At 71.3% G+C, this 24293-nt stretch carries 24 protein-coding genes and 1 pseudogene; 12 read left to right on the forward strand and 13 right to left on the reverse strand.

Annotation, left to right across the window (positions count from 1 at the left end):
• Positions 1 to 160: 160 nt before the first annotated feature.
• A complete protein-coding gene (locus OG214_RS35820) occupies positions 161 to 1564 on the reverse strand; it encodes an LCP family protein (RefSeq protein ID WP_405987122.1) in 1404 nt (467 codons plus the stop codon).
• A gap of 272 nt (positions 1565 to 1836) precedes the next feature.
• On the opposite strand from OG214_RS35820, the gene OG214_RS35825 reads away from it, so the two are divergent.
• Positions 1837 to 2292, forward strand: a complete 456-nt coding sequence (locus OG214_RS35825; RefSeq protein WP_405987123.1) for a tellurite resistance TerB family protein — start codon at positions 1837 to 1839, stop codon at positions 2290 to 2292.
• A 93-nt stretch (positions 2293 to 2385) separates the two neighbouring features.
• Here the strand turns inward: OG214_RS35825 and OG214_RS35830 are convergent, their stop codons facing one another.
• The 4 genes from OG214_RS35830 to OG214_RS35845 all read right to left on the reverse strand — a co-directional run bounded on the left by OG214_RS35830 (position 2386) and on the right by OG214_RS35845 (position 6003).
• Entirely contained in the window at positions 2386 to 3240 is an 855-nt protein-coding gene (locus OG214_RS35830) for a YhjD/YihY/BrkB family envelope integrity protein (protein ID WP_363085338.1), read from the reverse strand.
• Between the two features lie 63 nt (positions 3241 to 3303).
• Positions 3304 to 4053, reverse strand: a complete 750-nt coding sequence (locus tag OG214_RS35835; RefSeq protein ID WP_363085339.1) for a PIG-L family deacetylase — start codon at positions 4051 to 4053, stop codon at positions 3304 to 3306.
• Complete coding sequence (locus OG214_RS35840) at positions 4050 to 4718, reverse strand: papain-like cysteine peptidase (RefSeq protein ID WP_405987124.1); 669 nt, start codon at positions 4716 to 4718, stop codon at positions 4050 to 4052. Before OG214_RS35840 ends, OG214_RS35835 begins: the two co-directional genes overlap by 4 nt.
• Before the next feature lie 19 nt (positions 4719 to 4737).
• Positions 4738 to 6003, reverse strand: coding sequence for a hypothetical protein (locus OG214_RS35845; RefSeq protein WP_405987125.1), 1266 nt, complete (start codon positions 6001 to 6003; stop codon positions 4738 to 4740).
• Positions 6004 to 6477: 474 nt separating this feature from the next.
• On the opposite strand from OG214_RS35845, the gene OG214_RS35850 reads away from it, so the two are divergent.
• The gene (locus OG214_RS35850; RefSeq protein ID WP_405987126.1) at positions 6478 to 7296 is read left to right on the forward strand and encodes a lipase family protein; all 819 of its coding nucleotides are present in this window, start codon (positions 6478 to 6480) and stop codon (positions 7294 to 7296) included.
• A 54-nt stretch (positions 7297 to 7350) separates the two neighbouring features.
• Here the strand turns inward: OG214_RS35850 and OG214_RS35855 are convergent, their stop codons facing one another.
• The gene (locus OG214_RS35855) at positions 7351 to 7707 is read right to left on the reverse strand and encodes a PRC-barrel domain-containing protein (protein WP_066956511.1); all 357 of its coding nucleotides are present in this window, start codon (positions 7705 to 7707) and stop codon (positions 7351 to 7353) included.
• 169 nt (positions 7708 to 7876) lie between these two features.
• Here OG214_RS35855 and OG214_RS35860 point away from each other — a divergent pair, with 169 nt between their 5' ends.
• Positions 7877 to 8365, forward strand: a complete 489-nt coding sequence (locus tag OG214_RS35860) for a GNAT family N-acetyltransferase (protein ID WP_405987127.1) — start codon at positions 7877 to 7879, stop codon at positions 8363 to 8365.
• Positions 8366 to 8454: 89 nt separating this feature from the next.
• Here the strand turns inward: OG214_RS35860 and OG214_RS35865 are convergent, their stop codons facing one another.
• Complete coding sequence (locus OG214_RS35865; protein ID WP_405987128.1) at positions 8455 to 9168, reverse strand: phosphatase PAP2 family protein; 714 nt, start codon at positions 9166 to 9168, stop codon at positions 8455 to 8457.
• A 124-nt stretch (positions 9169 to 9292) separates the two neighbouring features.
• Positions 9293 to 9955 (reverse strand): DedA family protein, encoded by a 663-nt coding sequence (locus tag OG214_RS35870; protein WP_405987129.1) that lies wholly within the window; start codon positions 9953 to 9955, stop codon positions 9293 to 9295.
• Between the two features lie 115 nt (positions 9956 to 10070).
• Here OG214_RS35870 and OG214_RS35875 point away from each other — a divergent pair, with 115 nt between their 5' ends.
• Together OG214_RS35875 and OG214_RS35880 are read left to right on the forward strand one after the other, a co-directional pair.
• A complete protein-coding gene (locus OG214_RS35875) occupies positions 10071 to 10523 on the forward strand; it encodes a BlaI/MecI/CopY family transcriptional regulator (RefSeq protein WP_405987130.1) in 453 nt (150 codons plus the stop codon).
• Complete coding sequence (locus OG214_RS35880; protein WP_405987131.1) at positions 10520 to 11488, forward strand: M56 family metallopeptidase; 969 nt, start codon at positions 10520 to 10522, stop codon at positions 11486 to 11488. The genes OG214_RS35875 and OG214_RS35880 overlap by 4 nt, the downstream gene beginning before the upstream one ends.
• Positions 11489 to 11728: 240 nt before the next feature.
• Here OG214_RS35880 and OG214_RS35885 read toward each other — a convergent pair.
• Positions 11729 to 12127: pseudogene (locus tag OG214_RS35885) on the reverse strand (hypothetical protein); the annotation flags it as partial.
• 295 nt (positions 12128 to 12422) lie between these two features.
• On the opposite strand from OG214_RS35885, the gene OG214_RS35890 reads away from it, so the two are divergent.
• The 3 genes from OG214_RS35890 to OG214_RS35900 all read left to right on the forward strand — a co-directional run bounded on the left by OG214_RS35890 (position 12423) and on the right by OG214_RS35900 (position 14967).
• Positions 12423 to 12740 (forward strand): metalloregulator ArsR/SmtB family transcription factor, encoded by a 318-nt coding sequence (locus OG214_RS35890; protein ID WP_363085915.1) that lies wholly within the window; start codon positions 12423 to 12425, stop codon positions 12738 to 12740.
• Positions 12737 to 13636 (forward strand): SRPBCC family protein, encoded by a 900-nt coding sequence (locus OG214_RS35895; RefSeq protein WP_405987132.1) that lies wholly within the window; start codon positions 12737 to 12739, stop codon positions 13634 to 13636. Before OG214_RS35890 ends, OG214_RS35895 begins: the two co-directional genes overlap by 4 nt.
• 212 nt (positions 13637 to 13848) lie before the next feature.
• Positions 13849 to 14967: an acyltransferase family protein gene (locus OG214_RS35900; protein ID WP_405987133.1), complete on the forward strand. Its 1119-nt coding sequence runs from the start codon at positions 13849 to 13851 to the stop codon at positions 14965 to 14967.
• Between the two features lie 66 nt (positions 14968 to 15033).
• Here the strand turns inward: OG214_RS35900 and OG214_RS35905 are convergent, their stop codons facing one another.
• Positions 15034 to 15489, reverse strand: coding sequence for a TerB family tellurite resistance protein (locus OG214_RS35905; protein ID WP_363085035.1), 456 nt, complete (start codon positions 15487 to 15489; stop codon positions 15034 to 15036).
• 101 nt (positions 15490 to 15590) lie between these two features.
• Entirely contained in the window at positions 15591 to 17660 is a 2070-nt protein-coding gene (locus OG214_RS35910; RefSeq protein WP_405987134.1) for an ABC transporter ATP-binding protein, read from the reverse strand.
• 587 nt (positions 17661 to 18247) lie between these two features.
• Between OG214_RS35910 and OG214_RS35915 the strand changes: the two genes are divergently transcribed.
• Entirely contained in the window at positions 18248 to 18973 is a 726-nt protein-coding gene (locus OG214_RS35915; RefSeq protein WP_405987135.1) for a dienelactone hydrolase family protein, read from the forward strand.
• 49 nt (positions 18974 to 19022) lie between these two features.
• On the opposite strand, the gene OG214_RS35920 is transcribed toward OG214_RS35915, so the two are convergent.
• A complete protein-coding gene (locus OG214_RS35920; protein WP_405987136.1) occupies positions 19023 to 19991 on the reverse strand; it encodes a UbiA family prenyltransferase in 969 nt (322 codons plus the stop codon).
• 229 nt (positions 19992 to 20220) lie between these two features.
• Between OG214_RS35920 and OG214_RS35925 the strand changes: the two genes are divergently transcribed.
• Genes OG214_RS35925 through OG214_RS35935 form a run of 3 tightly spaced genes read left to right on the forward strand, consistent with a single transcriptional unit; the run spans position 20221 to position 22854 of the window.
• Complete coding sequence (locus tag OG214_RS35925; protein WP_363085039.1) at positions 20221 to 21273, forward strand: 3-oxoacyl-[acyl-carrier-protein] synthase III C-terminal domain-containing protein; 1053 nt, start codon at positions 20221 to 20223, stop codon at positions 21271 to 21273.
• A gap of 43 nt (positions 21274 to 21316) precedes the next feature.
• Entirely contained in the window at positions 21317 to 21841 is a 525-nt protein-coding gene (locus tag OG214_RS35930) for an isoprenylcysteine carboxyl methyltransferase family protein (RefSeq protein WP_363085040.1), read from the forward strand.
• The gene (locus OG214_RS35935) at positions 21838 to 22854 is read left to right on the forward strand and encodes an NAD(P)/FAD-dependent oxidoreductase (protein WP_363085041.1); all 1017 of its coding nucleotides are present in this window, start codon (positions 21838 to 21840) and stop codon (positions 22852 to 22854) included. The genes OG214_RS35930 and OG214_RS35935 overlap by 4 nt, the downstream gene beginning before the upstream one ends.
• Positions 22855 to 22994: 140 nt before the next feature.
• Here OG214_RS35935 and OG214_RS35940 read toward each other — a convergent pair whose 3' ends face one another.
• Positions 22995 to 24251, reverse strand: coding sequence for a DUF4032 domain-containing protein (locus OG214_RS35940; protein WP_382860685.1), 1257 nt, complete (start codon positions 24249 to 24251; stop codon positions 22995 to 22997).
• Positions 24252 to 24293: the final 42 nt, after the last annotated feature.

Genomic DNA, 24293 nt, shown 5'->3' on the forward strand with positions numbered 1-24293 from the left:
GGACGGGGATGACACGGCTCGTACTGGGAGGCTCACCCATTGCGGGACCGCAGCTCCTTCTCGGATCAGGTGTTGGGGGCGGGGTGGGCACCCCGTTCCCTCATGGTAAAGGAATCGCAAAACTGTCATATGTGATGATCGGCACAGGTCCGCGTGGCGGTCATCTCACGGCATCGAAGTCCGGACCCACGGTCAGTGTCACCACCCCCGGGGCGGCCTGTGCGTCCTCGCGCGCGGTGCCTCCCGGCAGCCGTGAGGCGAGGACCTCGGCCGGTGCCCGCAGGCCCGGCGTATGAGTGACCGTGGTCCGCTTCACGCGCTCGGGCGCGTTGCCGATGCCCGTGACGGTGAATCCGGCCGTGCGCAGGGCGTCCGCCGCCTTCGCGGCCCGCCCCGGGGTGCCGGTGCCGTTGAGGACCTGGACCCGTACGGTATGGGCGTAGACCGGCTCCTTGGAGTCGGCCGCGAGCCGCTCCTTGTCGACCTCCTTGTCCTTCGCCAGGGCGGTGAACAACTCGGCGGCCTGCGGATACTGCCAGACCACATTGGCCTTGTCGGTCGGCACATCGAGCTCGCGCACATAGTTCGGCACGGTCAGAAAGGTCAGCCGGTCACCGGGGATGCCCTTGATCTCGGAGGCGAGACCGGAGAGCGGCTTGATCCCCGCCAGGGCCTTGTCCGTGGTCAGTGACCTGGTGGCGGAGTCCAGGAATCCGTACAGCGCGTTCGGGCTGGTCAGTTTGGTCTGGGCCTTGGCGGCCAGGGCCTCCATGAACTCCTGCTGCCGGCCGATGCGCCCCAGGTCGGAGCCCTCCCCGACGCTGTAGCGCGTCCGTACGTAGCCGAGGGCCTTCTCGTCCTTCACGGTCTGGCAGCCGGCCTCCAGATCGAGATGGGCCTTGGTGTCATGGATCGCCGCCGCGGGACAGACCTCGATGCCGTCCAGCGCGTTGACCATGCCCTTGAAGCCCTGGAAGTCGACCGACATGAAGTGGTCGATACGCAGCCCGGTGTTCTGCTCCACGGTCTTGATGGTGCAGGCGGCGGCGCCGGCGATCTCCCCGTCCGTGCCGCCTATGGCGAACGCCTCGTTGATCTTGAAGTGGTGGGGCTCGGACCGGCTGCCGTCGCCCCGGTCGCACGCCGGTATGGCCACCCAGGAGTCACGGGGGAGCGAGACCACCGTGGCCCATTTCCGGTCCGCGGCCAGATGCAGGACCATCAGCGTGTCCGACTGCATGGTGGTGAGGTCGCTGCCGTACTTCGCGTTGCCGCCGGCCCGTGAGTCGGAGCCCACGACCAGTATGTTCTTGGAGCCGGGACTCGTGTTGACCGGGCGCCCGCCACCGACCTTGCTGTCGACGTCGGCGGAGTGGATATTGCCGTTGAGGTCCTGGTAGGCCCAGGTCGCGGCGCCCGCCACGGCTATCAGCCCGACGACGAGGATCCCGCCCGACCAGACGGCTATCCGGCCGCGCCGGGTCAGTCTGGTGCGGTGCGCGCCATGCCCGGCGCGCCGGTTCCCGCCGCCGGTGCCGCGCCGTTCCCTGGATTCCGTGTCCACACCGTTCCTCCGTCCCCCGTACCGGCCCCGTCCGGCCGGGCCCTGCCGACCCGCCGGCCATGCCGGTCCTCGCCCTGTGCGATTCGTGCACTCTACTTTCTCTACAGGCGTGTAGAGAGATCCGGGTGGTTGCCGCCGGGCGGGCTTCGCGGCCGTCCCCGGGGCCGTCAACTTCTACAGTGTTGTAGATTTACGGTGTGCCGCCCGGACCGCACCTTTCGTAGAGCCCGACCACCACCATGAGTGACCGACATACTCCCAGGAGAGTTCCCGTGGCCCTGTGGGACCGCATCAAGGATTCCGCTTCGTCGATGCAGACGCAGCTCAACGCGAAGAAGAACGACCTCAAGAGCGGGGCCTTCCGCGACGCGAGCATGGCCATGTGCGCGCTGGTCGCCGCCGCGGACGGCTCCATCGACCCGCCCGAGCGGCAGCGCGTCGCCTCGCTGATCATGACCAACGAGGTGCTCCAGAACTTCGCCGCCGACGACCTCCGGGCGCGGTTCGAGGACTACTGCCAGAAGCTCACACTCGACTTCGAGTTCGGCAAGGTCGGCGTCCTCCAGACCATCGCCAAGGTCGCCAAGAAGCCCACCGAGGCGCGCGCGGTCATCCAGATCGGCATCGTCATCGGCGGCGCGGACGGTGACTTCGACGAGACCGAGCGAGCGGTCGTCCGCGAGGCCTGTTTCGCCGTCGGTATCGCGCCGGGTGAGTTCGACCTCTGACGGTCATGAGCCGGGGCGTGCCGTCCCCGCACGGCACGCCCCTCCGCGAACCGGCGCGGTGGAAACCGAGGACGACGCGGCCGGACCGGAGGATCAGATCCGGTCGGCCTCGATCTCGCGCTGGAGCCGCAGGTGGGTGCGGTGCTCGTGGTAGAGCCGTCCCACCAGCGCTCCGCCGTAGACGACGAAGCCGACCCCGACGAGCCACGACTGGAGCACCAGCACCGTGCCGAACGGACCGTAGGTGACGGCGTTCGCGGCGATCAGGGGCGAGAAGACCACCCGGGAGAACACACGGAGACCGAGCAGTCCCACGGCGGTCGCGATGGCGCCGGGGATCAGGGCGCGCCAGCGGACCCGGCCCGCGAGCAGGAAGCGCTGCGACCACCAGAAGAAGAGGAACGTCCCGACCACATCGCCCACGGTGGAGATGGTCAGCTCGACGACGGACTCGGACGTGACGGGCGTGTTGACGAAGACGAGCAGGAAGAAGACCAGGACCGCGAGCCAGACGACATGGCGCCACATGGTGTGCCAGCGGGCCATCGGCAGCTCCCAGACCTTCTCGTAACCGGTCTGCACGGCCGAGCCGAAGGTCAGACCGAACGCGGCCAGCGCGGCGAGACCGAACGCCGTCGTCCGCTGCAGAGCCTGCCCCGGCCTGCCGAAGAGCTCCTGGATCTGCTCCTGCGCCGACGACGACACCCCGAGCCCCTGCCCCAGCCAGCGGGCGAACCCCTGGCCGCTCGCGGGGTCGGCCGCGGCGACCAGGACCAGCAGGGGCACCAGCGTCAGAAAGCCGAGCGCGGCGAAGCTCATGGCCCGGTGCATCAGCTCCATCTCACGGCCGCGGCTCCAGGCGAGCCCGGCGGGCGATGTGATGATCCTGCTGTACACGCGCTCCAGCCGGTGCCGGCGTTCTGCCGCACCGAGACGCTTTCGGGTCATATGTCGTCTACTACCCCGACGGGCGCCACGCTCTGTCCAGGGCCCCCGGATGGGTGCCCTCCGTCATCCGCGCTCCTCCAGCGCCCAGACGCGCTCGGCGCGCAGCGGGCCCCCGCGCGCCAGCACACTGCCGTGGTCGACGGCGAGCGGCGCGAGCTGCGACGCGTAGCACTGCACCGCCGCGCGCTTGGCCGCCCACTGCTCGTCGGAGAGGTTCAGCTCGTACGCGACCCGGAGCCCGAAACGGCTGTCGAGGTCCTGGTAGGACACTCCGTAGTCGACGTCCTTGGCGAGCGCGGCCTCCGTCCCCGGGGTGCCCCACTCCGGCAGATGACCGGTGTACGGCAGATCGGCGTAGACGAGGGGAAGCGGTCTGCCGAGGCCCGCGAGGATGTGCAGGGCACGGTCGCGCACCTTCGCGTGATCGGGCTGATTGGTGCTCAGCGGAATCAGCACCCGGGTCTCGGGGGCGAGGGCCGTGAGGTACGAGTCCACCTCGTGGAGCACACCCCCGTCCTGGTACGGGCCGTCCGGATGCGCCAGCGGGACACACGCGGCACCGAGCAGCGCACAGGCATGCGCGTCCTCCGCCCGCCGCGCGTGATGCGCCTCGCCCGCCGAGGAGAAACCACAGGTGCTGTCCCACCACGAGACGTCATGGCCGGGGGAGGGCGCGCCGCCGTGGACGGTGACGACGGTGACCGGGGAGCCCAGCGCCGGGATCAGTCCCGCGAGGGAGAGCACGGCGTCGTCGAAGTGCGGGGAGAGGATCACGGTGGCGGGCTGAGCCGGTGTCGGCCGGGGCGTGGTCATACGGGAGTGCTCCTGTCGGTCATGGTGCTGAGCTGGTGCCGAGCCGCCGGCCGCGGACCGCCGGCGAGCCGTATGCCGCGGAGGGCGGTGTCCCACTGGGCGTCGTCGCCCTGCCACCGCCCGGGAGCGGCGGCCACGGTCCCCCAGCCGATCCCGGGGCCGAGCGTGTCCGCGTCCGGGGGCGGGGTACGGCGCAGCCAGAGCAGATCGAAGCGGTGCCCGGGGTGCGCCGTCGCGATGATCAGCCGCAGTCGGCGCAGATCGGCCGCGGTGAGTTCGTCGAAGGCGTCGTTGTGTATGTACAGCACGCGCGCGGGGGACCCCGCGAGCGTGCGCCAGCGGTCGGCGAGCGCGGCGAACTTGGCCCGGACGGAGCCGAGTTGACCGTGGATGTCCTGACCGCTGAGCATGGTGCCCGAGGCGGGGTGGAAGTCGTGGAAGAACCGGATGTCGGAGCCGCGGTCCAGCGCGCAGAGTCCGTCGCTGAACGGTTCGACCATGCCGGGCCGCAGGACGTTCGCGAAGTCGGTGGCGATGGTCTCCACGACGGACTCGAAGTCGAGATCGAGCCAGTCGAAGAAGTGCGCGCGGTCGTCGCCGGTGATACGGCGGATCTGATAGGTGGATTCGCAGTGGTAGCCGAGACCGACGAGCCGGTCGTACATATCCGCTCCCCCCGGGAGGTCAGCCAGCCGTGCGCCGCAGCAGCAGACCCACGCTGCCGCGCTTGCTCAGATAGGCGCGTCCCGCGCAGACGGTCTCCAGCCGCGGCGGGACGAGCACGGTCTCCTCGTCCGCCCGCCAGACCGTGGAGCGTTCGAGCCAGGGCCGCAGCCGGGAGACGAGCGCCTCGGGTTCGAGGGCGACGAACACATGGTCCGTGGCGAGTCCGTCGAGCAGATCGAGATCCTGGCCGTAGTAGAGCATCTCGATCAGCAGATGGGCCGCGGCGCGGGGCGGCCCGTCCTCCTTGGCCAGTTCGGCCAGATCGGCGCCGTCCACGGTGACCGCTTCCGAGCCGGCGAACGCGGTGGCGAGCCGGTCCCTGAACGTGGAGTTGGGCTCGGTGGCCCGTACGGTGAAGCCCGCCGCGGCGAGCCGACGGGTCAGCGCGCCCTCACAGGCGCCCACCTCCACCAGGGGGCCCTCGACGCCGGCGCGGCCCTCCCGTACCCAGGCCGCGGTGGCGTCCAGCCGCTGTTCCTCGTACGGCGAACTGCCGAACTCCCAGGGATCCACGACGGACGCGGCCTCGTCGTCCAGGCTGGCCAGCAGGGCGTAGAGCCGTTCGCGTTCGACGGGATCCGCGTCGAAGAAGCGCTCGGCGGCGGGGACGCGCGGTGTCTGTACGACAAAGTCGGGGTCCCGCTCGGCCAGCAGATGTCCGCACGAGCCGTTGACGAAGTCGAGCTTCGCGCCGATCAGACGCCGGGTCATCGGACGGTCGAGATCGCTGAGGAACTGGAGATACGGCGAGTAGCCGACGGCATGGCGCAGTTCGGGTCCGCCGTCGCCGGCGTCGCCGTCCCCCGGACGGCCGGCGTGGGCGAGGGCGGTGTCACGGCCGAGCCGTCCGCGGCTGCGCCGGTTGTCCGCAGGAGAGTGTGTCCATACGCGGACGGTCTCCCGGCTCTGTCCGTCGTGCGCGTCCGGCCCCTCCTGGCCGTCGTGGTCGCCGTGGCCGTTGTGGCCGTCGTGCCAGGCTCCGGCCCGGGAAAGGAGACCGGCGAGGACCTCCGGGCCCGGTGCGGCGATGCCGTCGGTCACGGGCCGGACATGGGACGAGAGCAGCGCGAGCCGCTCGGCCGTGTCCGTTCCCGCGGGGAGGGTCAGTATCTCGGCGCGGTCACCGAGGATCACCCGGGTCTCGCCGCCGTGGTCGTCGGTGAGTACGGACAGGAAGTCGAGGACGGCGTCCTCGGCCCGGAGTACGACAACGATATCAATCACGGCACTTCGGTCCTCGGTGCGGAGCCGACGGGGGGAGCGGGACAGGTGAGGCCGGTCGGGGGAGGGCTCGTGACGGGGTGTCGGCTGGCAGGGACCCTAGCGGGCACCCGGCAATGTGGTCCAGACCAATTGGAGGAGTGGTCGACCTATTTCGGCCATCCATCGAAGCGCGGGATCGTGCCCTGCCGTGCGCGTGGGGCACCGCGGCCGACCCGCTCGGGTGCGGCGCGGGCGGAGCGTGGCGAAGAGTATGACGGCTGAAAACCGCCTCCCCGTGGTCGGGGTCGGCGCCTGGTCGGGCCGACGTCCATGGGTGCGCGGTACGAGCCGTACGGCTTGCATCGGAGGCTCGCGTGATGTGGTGCGAGTGCTTCCGTGCGCCGCCCGTGCGGGTGAACCCGATTCTGTGAAGAGTCTGAAATTGGCGAATCATCAGACTTGACACTGAATGCCCGTATATGACCGGAGGTTTTCGTGCCCCTCGCCCCGCTCGACCATCACGCGACCGGTTACCAACTGTCGCACGCCTACTGGCTGGCCAAGGCCTCGGAGCTCGCCTACCGCGACCAGGACATCGCCCGAGCCGCCCTGGCCGAATGGGGGTTCGACCGGTTCCGGCACTTCGAGTCACGGCACCAGATGCCGTTCCCCCTGGAGGACACCCAGGCGTACACCGCGGCCAGTGACCGCATGATCATCACCGCGTTCCGCGGAACGACCCCCCACGAGATCCGCGACTGGCTGACCGACGGCAACACCCCGCCCGTACCGGGACCGGGGAACAAGGGTTTCGTCCACTACGGCTTCCACCAGGCGCTCGCGTCCGTCTACCCCGATGTCCGCGACGCCATCGAGGAGTTCCGTACCGGCGGCCAGACCGTGTGGTTCACCGGCCACAGCCTCGGCGGCGCGCTCGCCATGCTCGCCGGTACCCGGCTGTACTTCGAGGAGCCGCGGATCCTGGCCGACGGCATCTACACCTACGGCCAGCCCCGCACCTGTGACCGGCTGCTCGCCGCCGCGTACAACACCGCCCTGAAGGACCGTACGTACCGCTTCGTCAACAACAACGACATCGTTCCGCAGGTCCCGCCGGCGCCGCTCTTCACCCATGTGGACACCGTCAAGTACTTCGACTCGCACGGGACGATCCATGACCGGCTGCCGTTCGTCGATGTCCTCAGGGACCGGGTGACGAGCCGTACGGCCGATCTGTTCGCGCCCGCCTCCGACGGCATCCGTGACCACTTCATGCCCGCCTATCTGGCGAACCTGGAGAAGAACCTGGTCTGAGGCCCTGCCTGCCGGCCGGGCCCTGTCCCTCGGGCAGGGCCCGGCCGGTCCGCTTCAGCGGCGGGCGAGCCGGCGCTCACCCGCGGCACCGGTCGCGTAGGGCAGCCCGTAGTGCGAGAAGACCTGTGGCTCGTCCTGGGCGAGCAACTCCCCGTCGGTGTCGATGGAGGGAGCCTCCTTGGCGAGGTTTCTGTCCCAGGTGACCTTCAGATAGCCGGGACCGACCGTGGCGTCGCCCAGCGGGACGAAGACCAGACGCCTTCTGGTGGGCAGTCCGACCGTGACGGTGGCGAACGATGGAGCGTCGGTCGCGGTGTCGACATAGACGGCTTCCAGCGAGCCGATCTTCTTCTTGTCGGCGTCGACCACATCGTGGCCCCGCCACTCCCGGATGTCCTCGGCTTCGAACATGAACGATCGCCTCTTTTCGGATATCCCCTCTCTCTTGGTCATTATCCAGCAAAAAGGTCCGGCCGCCCGGGGTCGTGTGCGGGACCCGTGCGCGGGCCGGCGCGGGGCCATCGCCTCGCCCCGTGAAACGCGCTGGCCGTCGGGCGGGCCGGCGCGGCATGCTGACCGCATGCCGATCAGGGAAGCCACCGCCGAGGACTGGCCCGCCATCTGGCCCTTCTTCCATGAGATCGTCGCCGCGGGCGAGACGTTCTCCTACCCGCTCGACCTCGACGAGACCGAGGGCCGTGACTGGTGGCTGCTGGCCGCCCCGAACCGTACCGTCGTCGCCGTCGACGAGGCGGGCACGGTCCTCGGCACCGCGAAGATGCAGAACAACCAGATGGGAAACGCCGGCCATGTCGCGAGCGCCAGCTATATGGTCGACCCGGCGCGGTCCGGGCGCGGAGTGGGCAGGGCGCTGGTCGAGTACACGCTGGACTGGGCCCGTACGGCGGGCTTCCGCGCGATCCAGTTCAACGCCGTCGTCGAGACCAACACCTATGCCGTGAAGCTGTACGAGTCGCTCGGCTTCGAGATCCTGGGCACGGTGCCCGAGGGGTTCAGGCACCCCGTACAGGGCTATGTCGGACTGCACATCATGCACCGCGCGCTCTGAGCGGTCGGCGCTCCCGGAGCACGGCGAGCACATCGCCCGCCGGGCCGGTGAACCGGACGCCGCGGGGGCCGCCGCCGCGGAAGACGTCCTCACCCGTCTTCGCCCCTGACTTCCCCTCTGCCGTCGCGCCGGTCTCGCGGCAGCAGCCGTCCGAGGGGGATCAGTGCCACGCCGAGGCCGATCCACGTACCCGCGTACAGCCATCCCCCGAGGACATCGGTCGCCCAGTGCACCCCGAGATAGATCCGGGTCAGCCCGACGGCGACGGCCCAGCAGACGATCAGCGCGCAGAGCGCGTAGGCCAGGAGCCTCCGGCCCGGGGCGCCACCGCCTTCGCGGCCTCTGCCGCCCTCGCGGCGGGGGCCCGCTCCGCTCCGCCGCAGTACGGCCCAGATCAGCAGGCCCGCCACGAGCGCCGAGGTCGTGGCGTGCCCGGAGGGGAACGCGTAACGGGAGGCATGGGTCGCCCAGTCCGCCGCCGGTGGCCGCGGCCGGTGGACCGCGTACAGGACGCCGTAGCGGACGGCCTGCCCGGCGAGGAGGAACAGCAGCGCGCCGGCCGCCGCCATCAGCCGCTGTCTCATGTCCCGGCCCATGAGCAGACCAGCCACGACCGCGCACACATAGGGGAGGATCCCGGTGCCGGTCGCCGTGATGCCCCGTGCCACCGCGACGGCCTCGGCCGGGCGGTGGCCCACCGACCAGTCGAGCGCGTCGCGGTCCAGGGGGAACGGCGCGCCGTTCCTGCCGGTCACCACCACCGCCAGCAGGGCGAAAGCCGCCGCGAGGAGCACGGTGACCACCAGCGGTGCCGGACGGACGGGCCGATGAGCGGCTCGGCGGACGGGCGGCGCCGGTGATGTCGGCCGGCTCATCGCGCGGCCACCGGCGCGCCGGCCCGGGAGGCGACCGTCCCCGTGTCCGCGCTCAACGTGTCTCCTGCTGGGACACGCGGCGTGAACGCAGCACTTCCAGCACCAGCGGAACGAGTGAGACGACCACCACGACGGCGACTATCGGCAGCAGATAGCGCTCGACATCCGGTACGGACGAGCCCAGCGCGTACCCGGCCAGTACGAGACCAGCCGTCCAGACCGCGCCGCCGATGATCTGCCAGAGCGTGAAGAGGCGCGCGGGCACGTTCAGCGCGCCCGCCAGCGGGTTCAGTACGGTCCGTGCGACCGGTACGAAACGGGCCAGCACGATGGCCTTGGCATGGCCGTACCGGTCGAGCAGCTCCTCGGCGCGGGCCGCCCCCTCACGGAGCCTGCGGGCCCGGCCGCGGGCGAGCAGCGCCCGGCCGCCCCGCCGCCCGATCCAGTAGCCGGTCTGCGCCCCCAGCAGCGCGCCGGCGCCCGAGGCGATGAGCACCTGGGGCAGCGAGAGACGCGCGGGATCCGCCGTGCCGGGCACACAGAGCAGCCCGGCGGTGAAGAGCAGGGAGTCGCCGGGGAGGAAGAACCCGATCAGCAGGCCGGTCTCGGCGAAGAGGACGACGGCGACACCGAGGGCGCCGAACGCGGAGAGCAGGGATCCCGCGTCGAGGAGATTCACGGCTTGTGGCATCGCGGTGAGCGCGGATACGGCCATAAGGGGGCTGCTCCCATAATGATGGGCAGGGGTGTCCTGCGTGACGATCTGATTGTCTACAGTGCTGTAGACGGTCTACTTCACTGTAGACGAAGGAAACGGGAGGAGCGTTCCCATGGGCGACGAGAGCGCGGAACGGCGGCCGTCCGGAGAGCTGGAAGCCGGTGTGCTGGCGGCGCTGTGGGCCGCCGGGGGACCGCTGACACCGGGGCAGGTCCAGGGGGCGCTCGAGATGTCGCTCGCCCGCACCACCATCACCACGATCCTGTCGCGGCTGTACGAGAAGGGCACGGTCACCCGGGTCAGGGAAGGCCGTGGTTACGCGTATACGCCGACCGAGGACGCCCCGGGGCTGACCGCCCGGCGTATGCACACCGAGCTGGCCAAGGACGAGGACCGCAGCGCGGTGCTCGCCCGGTTCGTCTCCCAGCTCAACGACGAGGACGAGCGGCTGCTGCGCTCCCTGCTCGACGGCTCCCTGCTCGACGGCGGGGACATCGCTCCGGACGGCGGCGGGACCGGGTCCGGCGCCGGGGAGTCCCGGCCGGCGGACGGGCGGGCCGGATGATCCACCTCGTCTGGGTACCGCTGCTGATGCCCTTCCTCGCCGTGCCCGCCGCGCGGCGGGCCGCGACGGCCCTGCCGCCGCGCCACGCCGCGTGGCTGCTCACCGCCGTCGCGCTGGTCCTCGCCGTCAGCAGCTCGGCCGCGCTGGTGCTGCTCGTCGTCCCCGGCGCCTCGTATCTGCCCCCCGTGGCCGTGCTGGGCGAACTCCTCGAACCGCTGACGGCGGGACCGCCCGCCGTCACCGTCGTGCTCGCGCTCCTTGCCGGGGCGCTGCTGGTGCGGCACGCGGCCGCGCTGACGGCCGCCGCGCACCGCACCCGTACGGACCTGCGCCGGGCCAGAGGCGCCGTGGGCGCAACGGACGGCGAACTGGCGGTCGTACGGGACAGCCGGCCCGACGCCTACGCGCTGCCGGGACGGTCCGGCAGGATCGTCGTGACCACGGGGATGCTGCGCGCCCTCGAACCGGCCGAGCGCGAGGCGCTGTTCGCCCATGAGCGCGCCCATCTCCGGGGACGCCACCATCTCCTCCTCATGGCCGTGGAACTGTCCGCTCACTGCCATCCCGCCCTGCGCGCCCTCTGCGAGCCGATCCGCTACGCCCTGGAGCGCACCGCGGACGAGGCAGCGGCGGCGGCCGTCGGTGACCGGCGGCTCGCCGCCCGCGCGATCGGCAGAGCCGCCCTGGCGGCCCGGCACGACCGCGGTGGCGAGGCGCCGGGGCCCGCGCGCCCTCGCGCCGTCCTGGCGGCGACCGCGGGCCCGGTGCCCCGCCGGGTCGCCGCGCTGCTCGGCGGGGCGGAGAGCGGCCCGCCGGCCGCGTCCCGGACCGGGCGGCTGATCGCGGGCGCGCTGCTGTGCTGTCTGGTGTGCTGTCTGGCGCTGTCCGGCGCCACGGCGGCGGGCGCGGCGAATGACCTCCATACGCATATCGAAATCGCGCAGGGGGAAAGCGCGGCGGAGTGACCCGCGGCCGATGTGCGGCGGCCGGGGATCACCGGGGCGGCGGTTTTGCTCCCTCCTGCGGGCCCGCCGGGAAATTCATCCGTACAGCCGTCCCAGCCGCATGGTTTCGCCGGGGGAATCCTCCCCCGTCATCCGCTGCCGGTCGGCGCGGCCCGGATGTCTTCGGTACTCATGGCCGGGTATCGCCGCGGTAGCGGCCAACGGGCGCTCCCCGCGGTGTGTTTCCGGTGCGGAGGCCGCGACGAGCAGAACCGGAAGCGCCCGGTCCATTCGTAGCGCGTCCACCGATTCCGCGAGCAGTTCATATTCCGTGGTGTCGTCGCGTGTGGCCACACGCAGCAGCCGCCCGGCGGCCAAGTGCTCGGCCACCAGGTCCTGGTGGGCCACATCGTCCCGCCAGGCCCGGAGCGTCGCCGGTACGTCCGGTACGCTCTCCGCCACCGGGGTGAGAGCTCCCGCCGGAAAACGCGCGCTTTCCGGGCTGGGATCGAGTCGTTCGGCGATCCATGTCGCACGGTCCCGCAACCACCACAGTGCAAGTGCCAGAGTGGGAGCGCGATATGTGCCGAGGGGTACGCCGATACGCTGTCCACCGCTGATTCCGTATGCGGTGACATGACAGAGGAATTCGTCATGCACGGCCGCTCTCCTTGCGCCGTTCTGTGAGGCCGGACGGTCTGCGCCGTAATTCTTGGCAGTGACATCGCGTGGTACCGCAGGGTGATTCCCAGGGCCGATTTCCCCAGTGGGCGGAGATCGGCTTTCGGAGGCCCGAAGTTACAACTATGAAGGAAATGCTGACGCCCTGTCATGAGGCGGATTCGGCCAGAGTGGCGCTCCTTTACGGTATCGATGGCCGAAACCTCGCGTAATCGCGTGGAGACACACCGTGCATGGCTGGAAGGCTATATAGCCGGTCAGGTATGTTCTGGCCATGCCCATACCGTTCGACGTCCTCGCAGAGCCGAACCGGCGGAAGATCCTCGATCTTCTCCTCGACCGTCCGCACACGGTCGGGCAGCTCACGGAACTGCTCGGGCTGAGCCAGCCCGGCACCTCGAAGCATCTGCGGGTGCTGCGCGACGCCGGTCTCGTCGGGGTCCGGCAGGACGCCCAGCGCCGCTGGTACGAGCTGCGGCCCGAGCCCCTCGCGGAACTCGACGCCTGGCTCGCCCACTACCGGCATCTCTGGTCCGGCGCGTTCGACGCGCTCGAACGGCATCTCGACGCGATGGAGGACGACTCCCCATGAACACCGACCCGCCCTTCGGTCCCACGTCCGGTCCCATGTCCGGTCCCACGTCGGACGCCACCCTCTCCACCTCCGCCGACGGCCGTACCTCCCTGCGGATGGAGCGCAGGCTCGCGCATCCTCCGGAGAAGGTGTGGGCCGCGCTCACCGATCCCGTAGCGCTCGCGCGGTGGTTCCCGTCCGAGGTGACGCTGGACCTTGTGCCGGGCGGCGCGATGGGCTTCCACTTCCCCGGGGACCCCGAACCGGGCCTGGCCGGCACCGTCACGGATGCCGAGGAGCCCCGCCTCTTCGCCTTCACCTGGGGCGCCGACCATCTGAGCTGGACCATCACCCCCGACGGCGAGGGCTCGTCGCTCACCCTCGTCCACACCTTCGGCGACCGCCCCGGCGCGGCGAGCTTCGCCTCCGGCTGGCATCTCTGTATGACCGCGCTGGACCGGCTCCTCGGCGGCGGGCGGGCCGACGGCGGCCATGACCGGAGCGGTGAGCTGCACGAGTCCTATCTGAAGCGGTTCGGTCTCGACGGCGGCACCGTCGAAAGAGCCGAGGGCGGCAGCCGGGTCCGCTTCGAGCGCCAGCTCGTACGACCGGCCGAGACGGTCTGGGCCGTCCTGTCGGCCGGGATCGAGCCGGTGGCGGGGCTGCCCGTCCCGGAGGGCTTCACCGCGGAGAAGGTCCCGGCGGGCCCCGTCACCGAGGTACGGGCGCCGAACTCGCTGACCTACACCTGGCAGCCACGCGGAACGGTCACCTGGGAGCTGGGGAAGGGGACGGGGCACGGCGCCCGGCTCGTCCTCGTCCAGACCGGATCCGAGGACTTCGACACGGACGCGGCCCTGGCCGCCTGGCGGACCCGGATCGACCGACTCGCGGAGGAACTCGTGCGGACGTAGACGAGCGAGCCCTCCGTCCGTACGCGTCCGGGCGTCCGTATGGCGCCCGGCGCCGCAGGCCCGTTCCCGTGCGCGGTGTCACCTGAGCGACACCCGGGTTAACGGATGGTTGACGCACTCGTTAGGGTGCCTTGAATGTTGGTTCCGCTTATTCCTCCCACAACTCTGCTAAGAGGCGTTCCCGCCGCACCAGGTTCCCCTGGGGAGGCGCCATGACGCAGATCACCGGACAGGCGGCACGGTCCGTGCCGGGCACCTCGGCGCGGACGCCGGAGGCCGCCGCTGCGGCGGCCCCGCGGGCCAAGAGCCGGGACGCCTTCTTCGACAACGCCAAGTATCTGGCGATCGTCCTCGTCGCCGTGGCGCACGCGTGGGAGCCGCTGCGGGGCGGCAGCCGTGCGGTCTCGGCGCTCTACATCGTCGTCTACACCTTCCACATGCCGGCGTTCATCATCATCTCCGGCCACTTCTCGCGGAATTTCGACTTCCGGCCCGACCGGTTGCGCCGGCTCATCACGGGCATCGCCGTCCCGTACATCCTGTTCGAGGTCGCCTACAGCCTCTTCCACCGCTGGGCCGCGGACGAGCCGGACATGCCGATCAGCCTGCTCGATCCCTGGTATCTGACCTGGTTCCTGCTCGCGCTGTTCATCTGGCGGATGACCGCGCCCATCTGGCGGCTGGTCCGGTGGCCGCTTCCGCTCGCCCTGGCGATCGCCGCGCTGGCCACCACCTCACCGCAGATCCGCGACGACCTCGATCTTCAACGGGTCCTTCAGTTCCTGCCGTTCTTCGTCCTCGGTATGGTGCTGAAGCGGGAGCACTTCCAGCTCGTCCGCCGCCGCGCGGTGCGGATCATCGCCGTGCCGGTCTTCGCCCTCGCCGTCGTCTTCGCCTACTGGGCCGTCGTCCGGATGAACATGGCGTGGTTCTTCCACCGTGACAGCGCGGAGGAGCTGGGTGTGCCCTGGTGGACCGGCGTGCTGATGACCTTCGCCCTCTTCGGCTGCTCCCTCGTCCTGACCGCCTGCTTCTTCGCCTGGGTCCCCGGCCGGCGGCTGTGGGTCACGGCCCTGGGAGCCGGCACGCTCTGCGGCTATCTTCTGCATGGATTCCTCCTGCAGAGCGCGAGCACCTGGGGCTGGTACGACGCGGACTGGCTGCACCGGCCCGTGGGTGCGGTCTTCGTCTCGGTCCTCGCCGCCGTGGCCGTCACCCTGCTCTGCACGCCCCCGGTCCAGCGGATCTTCCGGTTCGCCCTGGAGCCGGAGATGGCCTGGGCCTTCAAGAAGGAGCCCGCGCGGCAGAACACCACAAAGCGGGAGAGCTGACACCCCGGTTCGGGGCGTGGTGAGGGGCGGTGGCCGGGAGCGGCCACCGCCCCTCCGGCTACGCGATCAGAGGTCGAACTCGTGCGGAGGCAGGTCCAGCGCGTAGCAGGCCTCCCGGACCACGGCCTGCTCGTGCTTGTCGAAGTTGCCGTCCGCGCCGCCGATGACAATGCCGATCTGGATCACCGCCCGCGCCTCCGCGGGCTTCTTCTTCGCCTTGGCGATCTCCTGAAGGACACCGACCTTGCCGAACGCGAAGTCGGCGGTCAGCTTGTCCAGGGACGCGTCGAAGCGCCGCTGGAGGTCCTCCGCAGGGAAGTTGCGCAACACCTCGTTCGTGGCGATCAGGGACGCGACCCGCTGCCGCTCCGCGGGGTCGACCGAGCCGTCCGCCGCGGCGACCAGGGCGCACATGGCCATGCTCGCGTCCCGGAAGGCGCCGCTCTTCAGATCGTTCTTCTTCGCCATGAGCTGTGACTGCATCGTCGTGGCGGATTCCTTGAACCGGTCCCACAGGGCCATTCCGTCATCTCTCCTCAGGTGGTGCACAGAGCCACTCGGACAACGTCCGGGACCGCCGCCGCGTGCCCGCGCCGGGAACACGGTCGGGGCCGGTGCGGCGGTCACCCCGCGCTTTCCGGTACGGCCGTGTCCGCCCGGTCGCCCCGGTCCGTCGCCGCGGCGCCGTTCTGGGCCGGCACCGCCGGTCCGCCCGTCCGGTACTGCTCCGACTGGAGCGTGAACAACTCCCGGAACAGGCCCGGCCCTTCGTGCTCGTCCGCCATCAGCGCCGTGAAGTCGCCCGCCTCCACCAGCCGTCCGCCCTCCATGACATAGATCACATCGGCCGACCGGACGCTGTGCAGCCGGTGTGTGACGAGGATGACGGTCTGCCCGTCGCCCGCGAGATCGCGGATCTGCTGGAACGCGGCGATCTCGGCCGCGGGATCCATGCTGCTGGTGGGCTCGTCGCAGATCAGCAGGGCCGCCTGCCGGTAGTACGCGCGAGCCAGGGCGAGCCGCTGCCACTGCCCGCCCGACAGATCCACCCCGCCCTCGTACCCCTTCTCGCACAGGGTGTCCCAGCCGTGCGGGAGTTCACCGACCACCGCGTGCGCGTCGGCCAGCACCGCGGCCTTCTCCAGCCGCTTCGGGTCATGGATCTCGGACGGTCTGCTGATGGCGACATTGGCACGCGCGGTGAACGGCCACCGCTGATAGTCCTGGAGCACCAGCGCCACCTGGTCGAAGACCTGGTCGCGGTCCAGCTCACGGACATCGGTCCCGTCCCAGCGGACCTGCCCCTCCGACGGCAGGTAGAGACCGGCGAGCAGTTTGCTGAGCGTCGTCTTGCCACTGCCGTTGATCCCCACGAGTGCCACGATCTGGCCCCGGCGGATGGTCAGCGACACCGAGTCGAGCGCCGGGGTCTCCCGGCCCGGATAGGTGAAGGAGACCCGGTCGAACTCGATCAGCTCGGGCGGCCCAGGCACCGGTGTGCCGCCCACGGGGATGGCCCTGAGCGTGGCCTCGTCCCGCGCCGTGATCAGATCCGTCATGAACAGGGACTGTTCGTACAGATGGTGGATATGGGTGACCATACGGCGCAGTCCCGAGGTGCCGTTGGTCAGCGCGAGCGCGGCCGTGGCGCCCGAGGCGAGCGGCATATGGCCATGGGTGAGCAGCCAGGCCAGCAGTCCGTAGGTGGCCGCGGCGGTCAGCCCGGACAGTGCCGAGGTCAGCAGATCCGTACCGGCCTCCCGGTGCGCGAGCTTCGTCTGCTCCTGCGCGGCCTCGACACCCATCCGGTCGAACTGCTCCAGCAGAAAGGGCCCCGCGCCGTGCACCCGCAGTTCCGGTCCCGCCTTCTGGGAGATCAGCAGTCTGCGCAGCGCGCCCTGCTGCCGTGCGTGCTCGATCCACACCTGGATCGACTCATAGGTACGGCGGGCAGCCTTGACCGTGCCCCACGCCTTGGGCACCACGACGGCGATCAGCAGCGGCAGCAGTACGGGATGGAGCACCGCGAGCACTCCGCTCACCGCGATCAGCGCCATCAGCGATTCGACGATGCCCAGGGTGTGCTGGATCAGATGGCGTGCGGCGGTCTGGCCGTGCTGTCCCGAGTCGAGGATCTTGTGGAAGTCCGGCTGCTCCAGATGCTCCATCTCCACCCGGATCACCGGGGTGAGCATGGTCAGCGCGGCCAGCCGCTCCACCTTCGGCTCCAGTCGCCCGGTGGCGCCGAAGGTGACCGCCCGCAGGGTCGCCGCCACCGCGCCGGCCCCGCCGACCAGGAACAGCGAGGGCAGTGCCTCGGTGATGCGCTCCGCGGTGGGTCCGGCGGTGAAGAGGCTGACCAGCACACGGTTGGTGGCGAGCAGTCCGAAGACCGTCGCCGCGGCCTGGCCGAGCTGGGCGATCGCGACCACGGTCAGCGCGGCGCGGTCGGCCCGCCAGGCCAGGGCGACCGTATGGCCGATGAGCCGGGGGATCTGCCGGAGGATCGTCCAGAACGACGTCCGCAGCCGTGCGCCCTCATGGACGGTCCAGCCCCAGGAGCCCTTCAGCCGGCCTCCGAAGAGCAGTTGCTCGGGCGGGGAGTTCTGGATGTACGGCCTCCTGCCCCAGCGGAGCCGGAGGAGGCGCGGAAGCCGGCGGGGGAGAGGGAACGGTAAGCGGAGCGGCTTCACGCGGCGGCACCGCCCTCGGCGTCAACGCGGTGCATGGCCGTGCTGGGCGTCGCGGTGTCGTGCTCGAACGCGCGAAGTCCGCGGAAGCTACGGGCGGCAAGGGGAACGGGGAACACGAGTCCTCCTGAAATGACGACGACGGGTACAGGCGCTCGGACAACGGACCTGATCAAGAGCGTGTAACGGGCGGTGAAGGGCGAATCGTCGGACGGAGTTTCGAGGATGTCCGGAGGGCCCGTACGGGCCTGGGGCGGTCAGGTCATCGTGCCGCGTTCGAATCACCCGGGAGGGGGGCGTTCACTCGATCGGGGGATTGTGTTGCGGTTGTGAAGTCGCCATTCCGGTCCGGGGGTGGGACACCGCCGCGCGGGCCCTCGGACACCTTGCGAAGGCACACGGCCGGTCGGCCCCCACACGCGCCGGCCGGGCGCTCCCCACACGCCGGGCGCTCCCCACACGCCGGCCGGGCGGCGCCCACACGCGCGGGATACCCGGCGTACGCGCGCGGGCCGTCCCGCTCCCTACGATCTCGGTGTCACCGGCCGTCCGGTCCCGGTGTCACCCGCCACCGTCGAGGAGCGCCGTCCATGGCCAGCGAACCCACCTTCCAGAACGTCTCGTTCCCGAGCGCCGGAGCCACCGCGTACGGCTATCTCGCCGTACCGCCCGCCGGACACGGTCCCGGCGTCATCGTCATCCAGGAGTGGTGGGGGCTGACCGCGCACATCAAGGACGTCACCGACCGCTTCGCGCAGGCGGGCTTTGTCGCGCTCGCCCCCGATCTGTACGGCGGGCGGGTCGCCCACGACTCCGACGAGGCGCTGCGCATGATGACCCAACTGCCCACCGAGCGGGGCGTCGAACTGCTCTCCGGCGCGGTCGGCTACCTTCTCTCGCGGCCCGGGACGGACGGCGACACGGCCGGGGCCGTCGGCTTCTGCATGGGCGGCGGATTCGTTCTCCAGCTCGCCGCCGCCGATGAGCGCGTCTCCGCCGCAGTACCGTTCTACGGCGTCATCCAGGACGGTATGCCGGACTTCTCCCGCCTCAGGGCGGAGATCCTCGGCCACTACGGCGAGGACGACCACACCGTGCCGCCCGAGACCCTCGACGAACTCCGCGCCACGATCGAGGCCCGGTCGGGCATCGTGCCGGACTTCAGGCTGTACCCGGGCGCGGGCCATGCCTTCTTCAACGACACCCGGCCCCAGGTGTACCGCGCCGAAGACGCGGAACTGGCCTGGGAACGCACGCTCGCCTTTCTCCGCGAGCGGCTCGCCCCGTCCGCGGCCGGGGCGGCCGCGACCGGCTGACCCGCCGACACCCGGGGCCGCCGCCGGACCGGCGCCGACCACCCCCGGCTCAGCCGAGAGCCGTCCCCCGCCACAGCAGCAGCGCGACATCGACACCCGCGACAAGGATCGCCGCGAGAAAGGGGAGCTTCGGCCGGTGACGGCCCATCAGCGCACCGCCGACCCCGGCGACCAGGGCCAGGGCCACGGCGACGGCACCGAGCACGCCCGGTCCGCCGAGCGCGAGCAGGACCGTCGCCGCCACCAGCGGGGCGGGCAGCAGCAGCCGTATCCGCGCCGGCCCCAGCCGCTGCGGCCAGCCGCGTACGCCCAGAGCCAGATCGGAGTCGACATCGGGCAGTACGTTTCCCAGATGCGCGCCGACGCCCACCAGCGCCGCCGCGGTGACGATCCACCAGGCGGGCCGGGGCTGCCCTGGCAGACCGAGCGTCACAAAGGCGGGCAGCGCGGCGAACCCGACCGCGTACGGCAGCCACGACAGGACGGTCGACTTGAGCCGGAGGTTGTACGTCCATGCCGCGGCCACTCCGACGAGATGCACCGCGCCGGCCGGCCACCCGTACGCCAGGGACAGCGGTACGCACAGAGCCAGCGCGATCAGCGCGGCGGCGCCCACGGTCCGCGCGCCCACGGCCCCGCGCACGACGGGCTTGGCGGTGCGTCCGGCCGCGGTGTCACGCGCCGCGTCGAGCGCGTCGTTGCTCCAGCCGACCGACAACTGCCCGGTCAGCACGGCGGCGGCGACCAGCAGACAGCCGGACGCGCTCTGCCCGGCGGCCACCGCGAGTCCGGTGATCAGCAGCGTCACGGCGGCCGTGGGCCCCGGGTGGCACGCGGCCAGCAGGGCGGCGATCCCGCGCGCCCACCGCCCCGGTGCGCCGCCGCGCGGCCCCCCGCCGGTGCTCCACGTCCGGCCGGGAAGGCCCGCCCCGTCGGCGGGAACCGCCCGCCCGGCAGAGTCCACCGAGCCCGGAAGGTCCGTTCCGCCGGTCGCGTCCAGCGCGTCGATAGCGTCCACGCGGCCATCGTAGGCAGGGCGCGGTGACCGTACGAGTACACCGTCGTCCCACCCGTCCGGGGAGCGGACCCGTGGCCGCGAGAGCCCGGCGCCGTACCGCCGGGGCGATACCGCCGGAGTGATATCGCCTTCGCGGGGCCGTACAGGCGACTTCGTGTGTGACGCGGCGGTGCGGGGGCAGGGATTGCTCGTCAGTCGCCCTCGGCCTCCCCTCGACCTCGGACCGCAGATGACTCGCATCGCCGCCGTCCATGGAGCCCTGGCTCCGTATCAGCACTCCCAGCGGGACCTCACGGACATGGTCGCCAGGGCCTGCCTGCCCGGGAAGGTGGACCGCCGGGTACTGGACCGGCTGCACAGCAGCGCGCGCGTGGACACCCGTCATACGGCCCTGCCCCTCGACCGGTACGCGGAGCTCAAGGACTTCGGCGAGGTCAATGACGCCTTCATCGCCGCGGCCGTACCGCTGGGAGCCGAGGCCGTCGCGGGAGCGCTGGACGCGGCGGGGCTCTCCCCGCGCGATGTCGATCTGCTGATGTTCACCTCGGTGACGGGTATCGCCGCGCCCTCGGTGGACGCGCGTCTGGTGGCACGGCTCGGTCTGCGCCCCGATGTCAGACGGGTGCCGGTCTTCGGACTCGGCTGTGTGGCGGGCGCGGCGGGAGTCGCCCGGATCCACGACTATCTGCTCGGACGCCCCGACGACGTGGCTGTCCTGCTCTCGGTCGAGCTGTGTTCGCTCACCTTCCAGCGCGACGACCCGTCGCCCGCCAACCTGGTGGCCTCCGGGCTCTTCGGGGACGGCGCGGCGGCCGTGGTCGCCTGCGGAGCCCGCCGCCGCACCACCGGTCCCGCCGTCGTCGACACCCGCAGCCATCTCTACCCGGACACCGAGGAGGTGATGGGGTGGGACATCACCGGTTCCGGCTTCCGTATCGTCCTGGACGCGAGCGTTCCCGACCTCGTACGCAAGAACCTTCCCGAAGAGGTCGACGGATTCCTCGCCGAGCACGGACTGCGGCGCCAGGACATCACCGCGTGGGTGTGCCATCCCGGCGGGCCGAAGGTGCTGGAAGCGGTCGAGGAGGCACTCGAACTGCCCGACGGAGCGCTCGACATGACCTGGCGTTCGCTGGCGGCCGTGGGGAATCTGTCCTCGTCCTCCGTGCTGCACGTACTGCGCGACACGCTGGAGCGACGGCCGCCACCACCCGGGACCGCGGGGCTGATGCTCGCCATGGGGCCGGGATTCTGCTCCGAGCTGGTGCTGCTCCGGTGGTAGGCCGCGACGAGCGTGCGCGGCCGGCGGAGAGGGACGGGGAGAGATGATCTGGTACACCGTGCTGGTGCTGGCCGTCGGCGTGGAGCGCGTCGCCGAACTGGTCGTCGCCCGCCGCAATACGCGCTGGAGTCTGGAGCGCGGCGCCGTCGAGCGGGGGCAGGGGCACTATCCGCCGATGGTCGTCCTCCACACGGCCCTGCTGCTCGGCGCTCCGGCCGAGGTGTGGCTGACCGGCCGGCCCTTCGACCCGGCGCTCGGCTGGACGATGTTCGCCGTCGCCGTGGCCGCGCAGGGGCTGCGCTGGTGGTGCATCCGTACGCTGGGACCTCGCTGGAACACCAGGGTGCTGGTCGTGCCGGGACTGCCGCTGGTCACGGGCGGTCCTTACCGGCTGCTGCGGCACCCCAACTATGTGGCGGTGGTGGCCGAGGGCCTCGCGCTGCCCCTCGTGCACGGCGCGTGGATCACCGCGCTGGTGTTCACCGTACTCAACGCGGCGCTGCTGACCGTCCGGATACGGTGTGAGAACGGCGCCCTGGAGACGGCCGTCGCGGGCGCGCGTCCGTGATCGACGTACTGGTGGTGGGCGGCGGACCCGCCGGACTCGCCACGGCGGTCCACGCCTCGCTGGCGGGACTGGAGACGGTGGTGATCGAACCACGCGCCACCCCGGTCGACAAGGCCTGCGGGGAAGGCGTGATGCCCAGTGGCGTACGCGCGCTGACCGCCCTCGGACTCGACCTCCCGCACGGCCGTCCGCTGCGCGGAATCCGGTATGTACGCGGATCCCACCGGGCGGAGGCGCCGTTCGACGACGGCCCCGGGCTCGGGACACGGCGTACGGAACTGCACGCGGCGCTGGCGCGACGGGCCGCGGAGACCGGGGTGACCTTCGTGACCGGCCGGGTCGGCGACATCGCCCAGAGCGCGGACTCCGTGAGCGCGGGCGGGCTGCGTGCCCGCTGGCTGGTGGCCGCGGACGGACTGCACTCGCCCGTACGGCACGGTCTCGGCCTGAGCCTGCCCGACCGGAGGCCCCGGCGTTACGGTCTGCGGCGGCACTACCGCATGAAGCCGTGGACGGACTTCGTGGAGGTGCACTGGTCGTCGGCGGGCGAGGCCTATGTGACGCCGGTGGCCGACGATCTGGTGGGGGTGGCCGTGCTGAGCACGGTACGGCGCGGCTACGACGCCCATCTCGCCGGTTTCCCCCGGCTGCTGTCCCTGCTGGACGGGGAGCCCGCGAACGCGGTGCGCGGGGCGGGCCCGCTGCGCCAGCGGGTACGCGGCCGTACGGCGGGCCGGGTGCTGCTCGTGGGCGACGCGGCGGGCTATGTCGACGCGCTCACCGGTGAGGGCATCGCGCTCGCGCTGGCGTCGGCGGAAGCGGCCGTACGGTGTCTGCGGGCAGACCGGCCGCAGGAGTACGAGGACGCCTGGCGCAGGCTCTCCCGGCGCCACCGGCTGCTGACGGAGGGGCTGCTCAGGGTCAGTGGTCACGCGGCGGGCGCGCGGCTGATCGTCCCGGCGGCGGCCCGGATGCCGTCGCTCTTCGCGGCGGCGGTACGCGCCTTGCAGTGAGAGCCCCGCGTGCGGCCCGGTGGGCCGCGCCGGGCCCGCGGCCCGGGAGCCCCCTCCGCCGCACGGCCGGTCGGCCGCACGGCCGGTCGCGGACCGGTGTCCGCCGGGGTCGCGCCCGGCGGGTGCCGGGGCGGCGCCGCTCAGGGGGACAGGGCGTTCGACGCGTCCGCCGTCGGCGGGATCATCGCCTTCACCGAGTGCGGCAGGACATGCGCGATGTAGTCCTCGATCGTCGCCTCCAGCCCCACATCGCGCCCCGCGCGCTCCGACAGGTACCAGCGGTGCTCCAGCACCTCGTGGTAGATCTGCGCCGCGTCCATCTCCCCGCGCAGCTCCAGCGGTACGGCCCGGACCGTCGGCCGGAAGACATCACGGACCCAGCGGTGCGCCAGCACCTCCGGGCGGGCGCCCAGCGGATCGCCCGGCGCGTAGTCCTCCTCGCCCGCCATCCAGCTCTCCAGATCGTTGAGCAGCCGCCGCGCCTGGTTCTCCTCGGCGTCCAGCCCGGTCAGCCGCAGAAGCTGGCGCTGGTGGTGGCCCGCGTCCACCACCTTCGGCAGGAAGGTCACCGTGTCACCGACCGGGGAGCGCTCGATCTGCATCTCCGCCACATCGAAGCCCAGATCGTTCAGACGCCGGATGCGCCGGTCGATGTAGTGGCGTTTGTCCACCGGGTACACCGACTCGCGTGTCACCTCGTGCCAGAGGTCCTCGTACCGCTGGACGATCGCCGCGCCGAACGGCACCGGATCCACGGACGGATGGAGCGCGCCCGACGCCTCCAGGTCCATCAGCTCCCCGGCGATGTTCACCCGGGCCAGCTCGATGTCGTACTCCCGCTGGCCCCGGCTCAGATTCGGCTGGATCTGTCCCGTCTCGGCGTCGACCAGATACGCGGCGTACGCACCGGCGTCACGGCGGAAGAGCGCGTTGGAGAGAGAGCAGTCGCCCCACGCGAACCCGGCGAGATGCAGCCGTACGAGCAGGACCGCCAGCGCGTCCATGAGCCGCTTGACGGTCGTGGGGCGCATCGTCGACTCGAACATCGAGCGGTAGGGGAGCGACCCCTTGAGATGGCGGGTGATCAGCGCCGGCTCCAGCGGCTCGCCGTCCGCGTCCACGCGTCCCGTCACCACCGCCAGCGGATCCACGGCGGGGATGCCGAGCCGGTGCAGATCGCGCAGCAGCCCGAACTCGCGCACCGCGCCCCGCTCGGATATCTCCTTGACCGCCACCACCTCGGGGCCCGCGGACGCGAACCGTACGACATGGCGTGAGATACCGCGGGGGAGGGCCACCAGACAGGCGTCGGGCCACTCGTCGAGCGGCACGTTCCACGGCAGGTCGAGCAGCACGGCGGGCTGCTCGGGATTGGTCGCGCTGATCTGAAGCGCCATCGTGCCTCCCACGGCGGTCGTCGGGCGGGCGGCGAACCGCGA

This window comes from Streptomyces sp. NBC_00872 (assembly GCF_045161915.1).
Classification (GTDB): Bacteria; Actinomycetota; Actinomycetes; order Streptomycetales; family Streptomycetaceae; genus Streptomyces.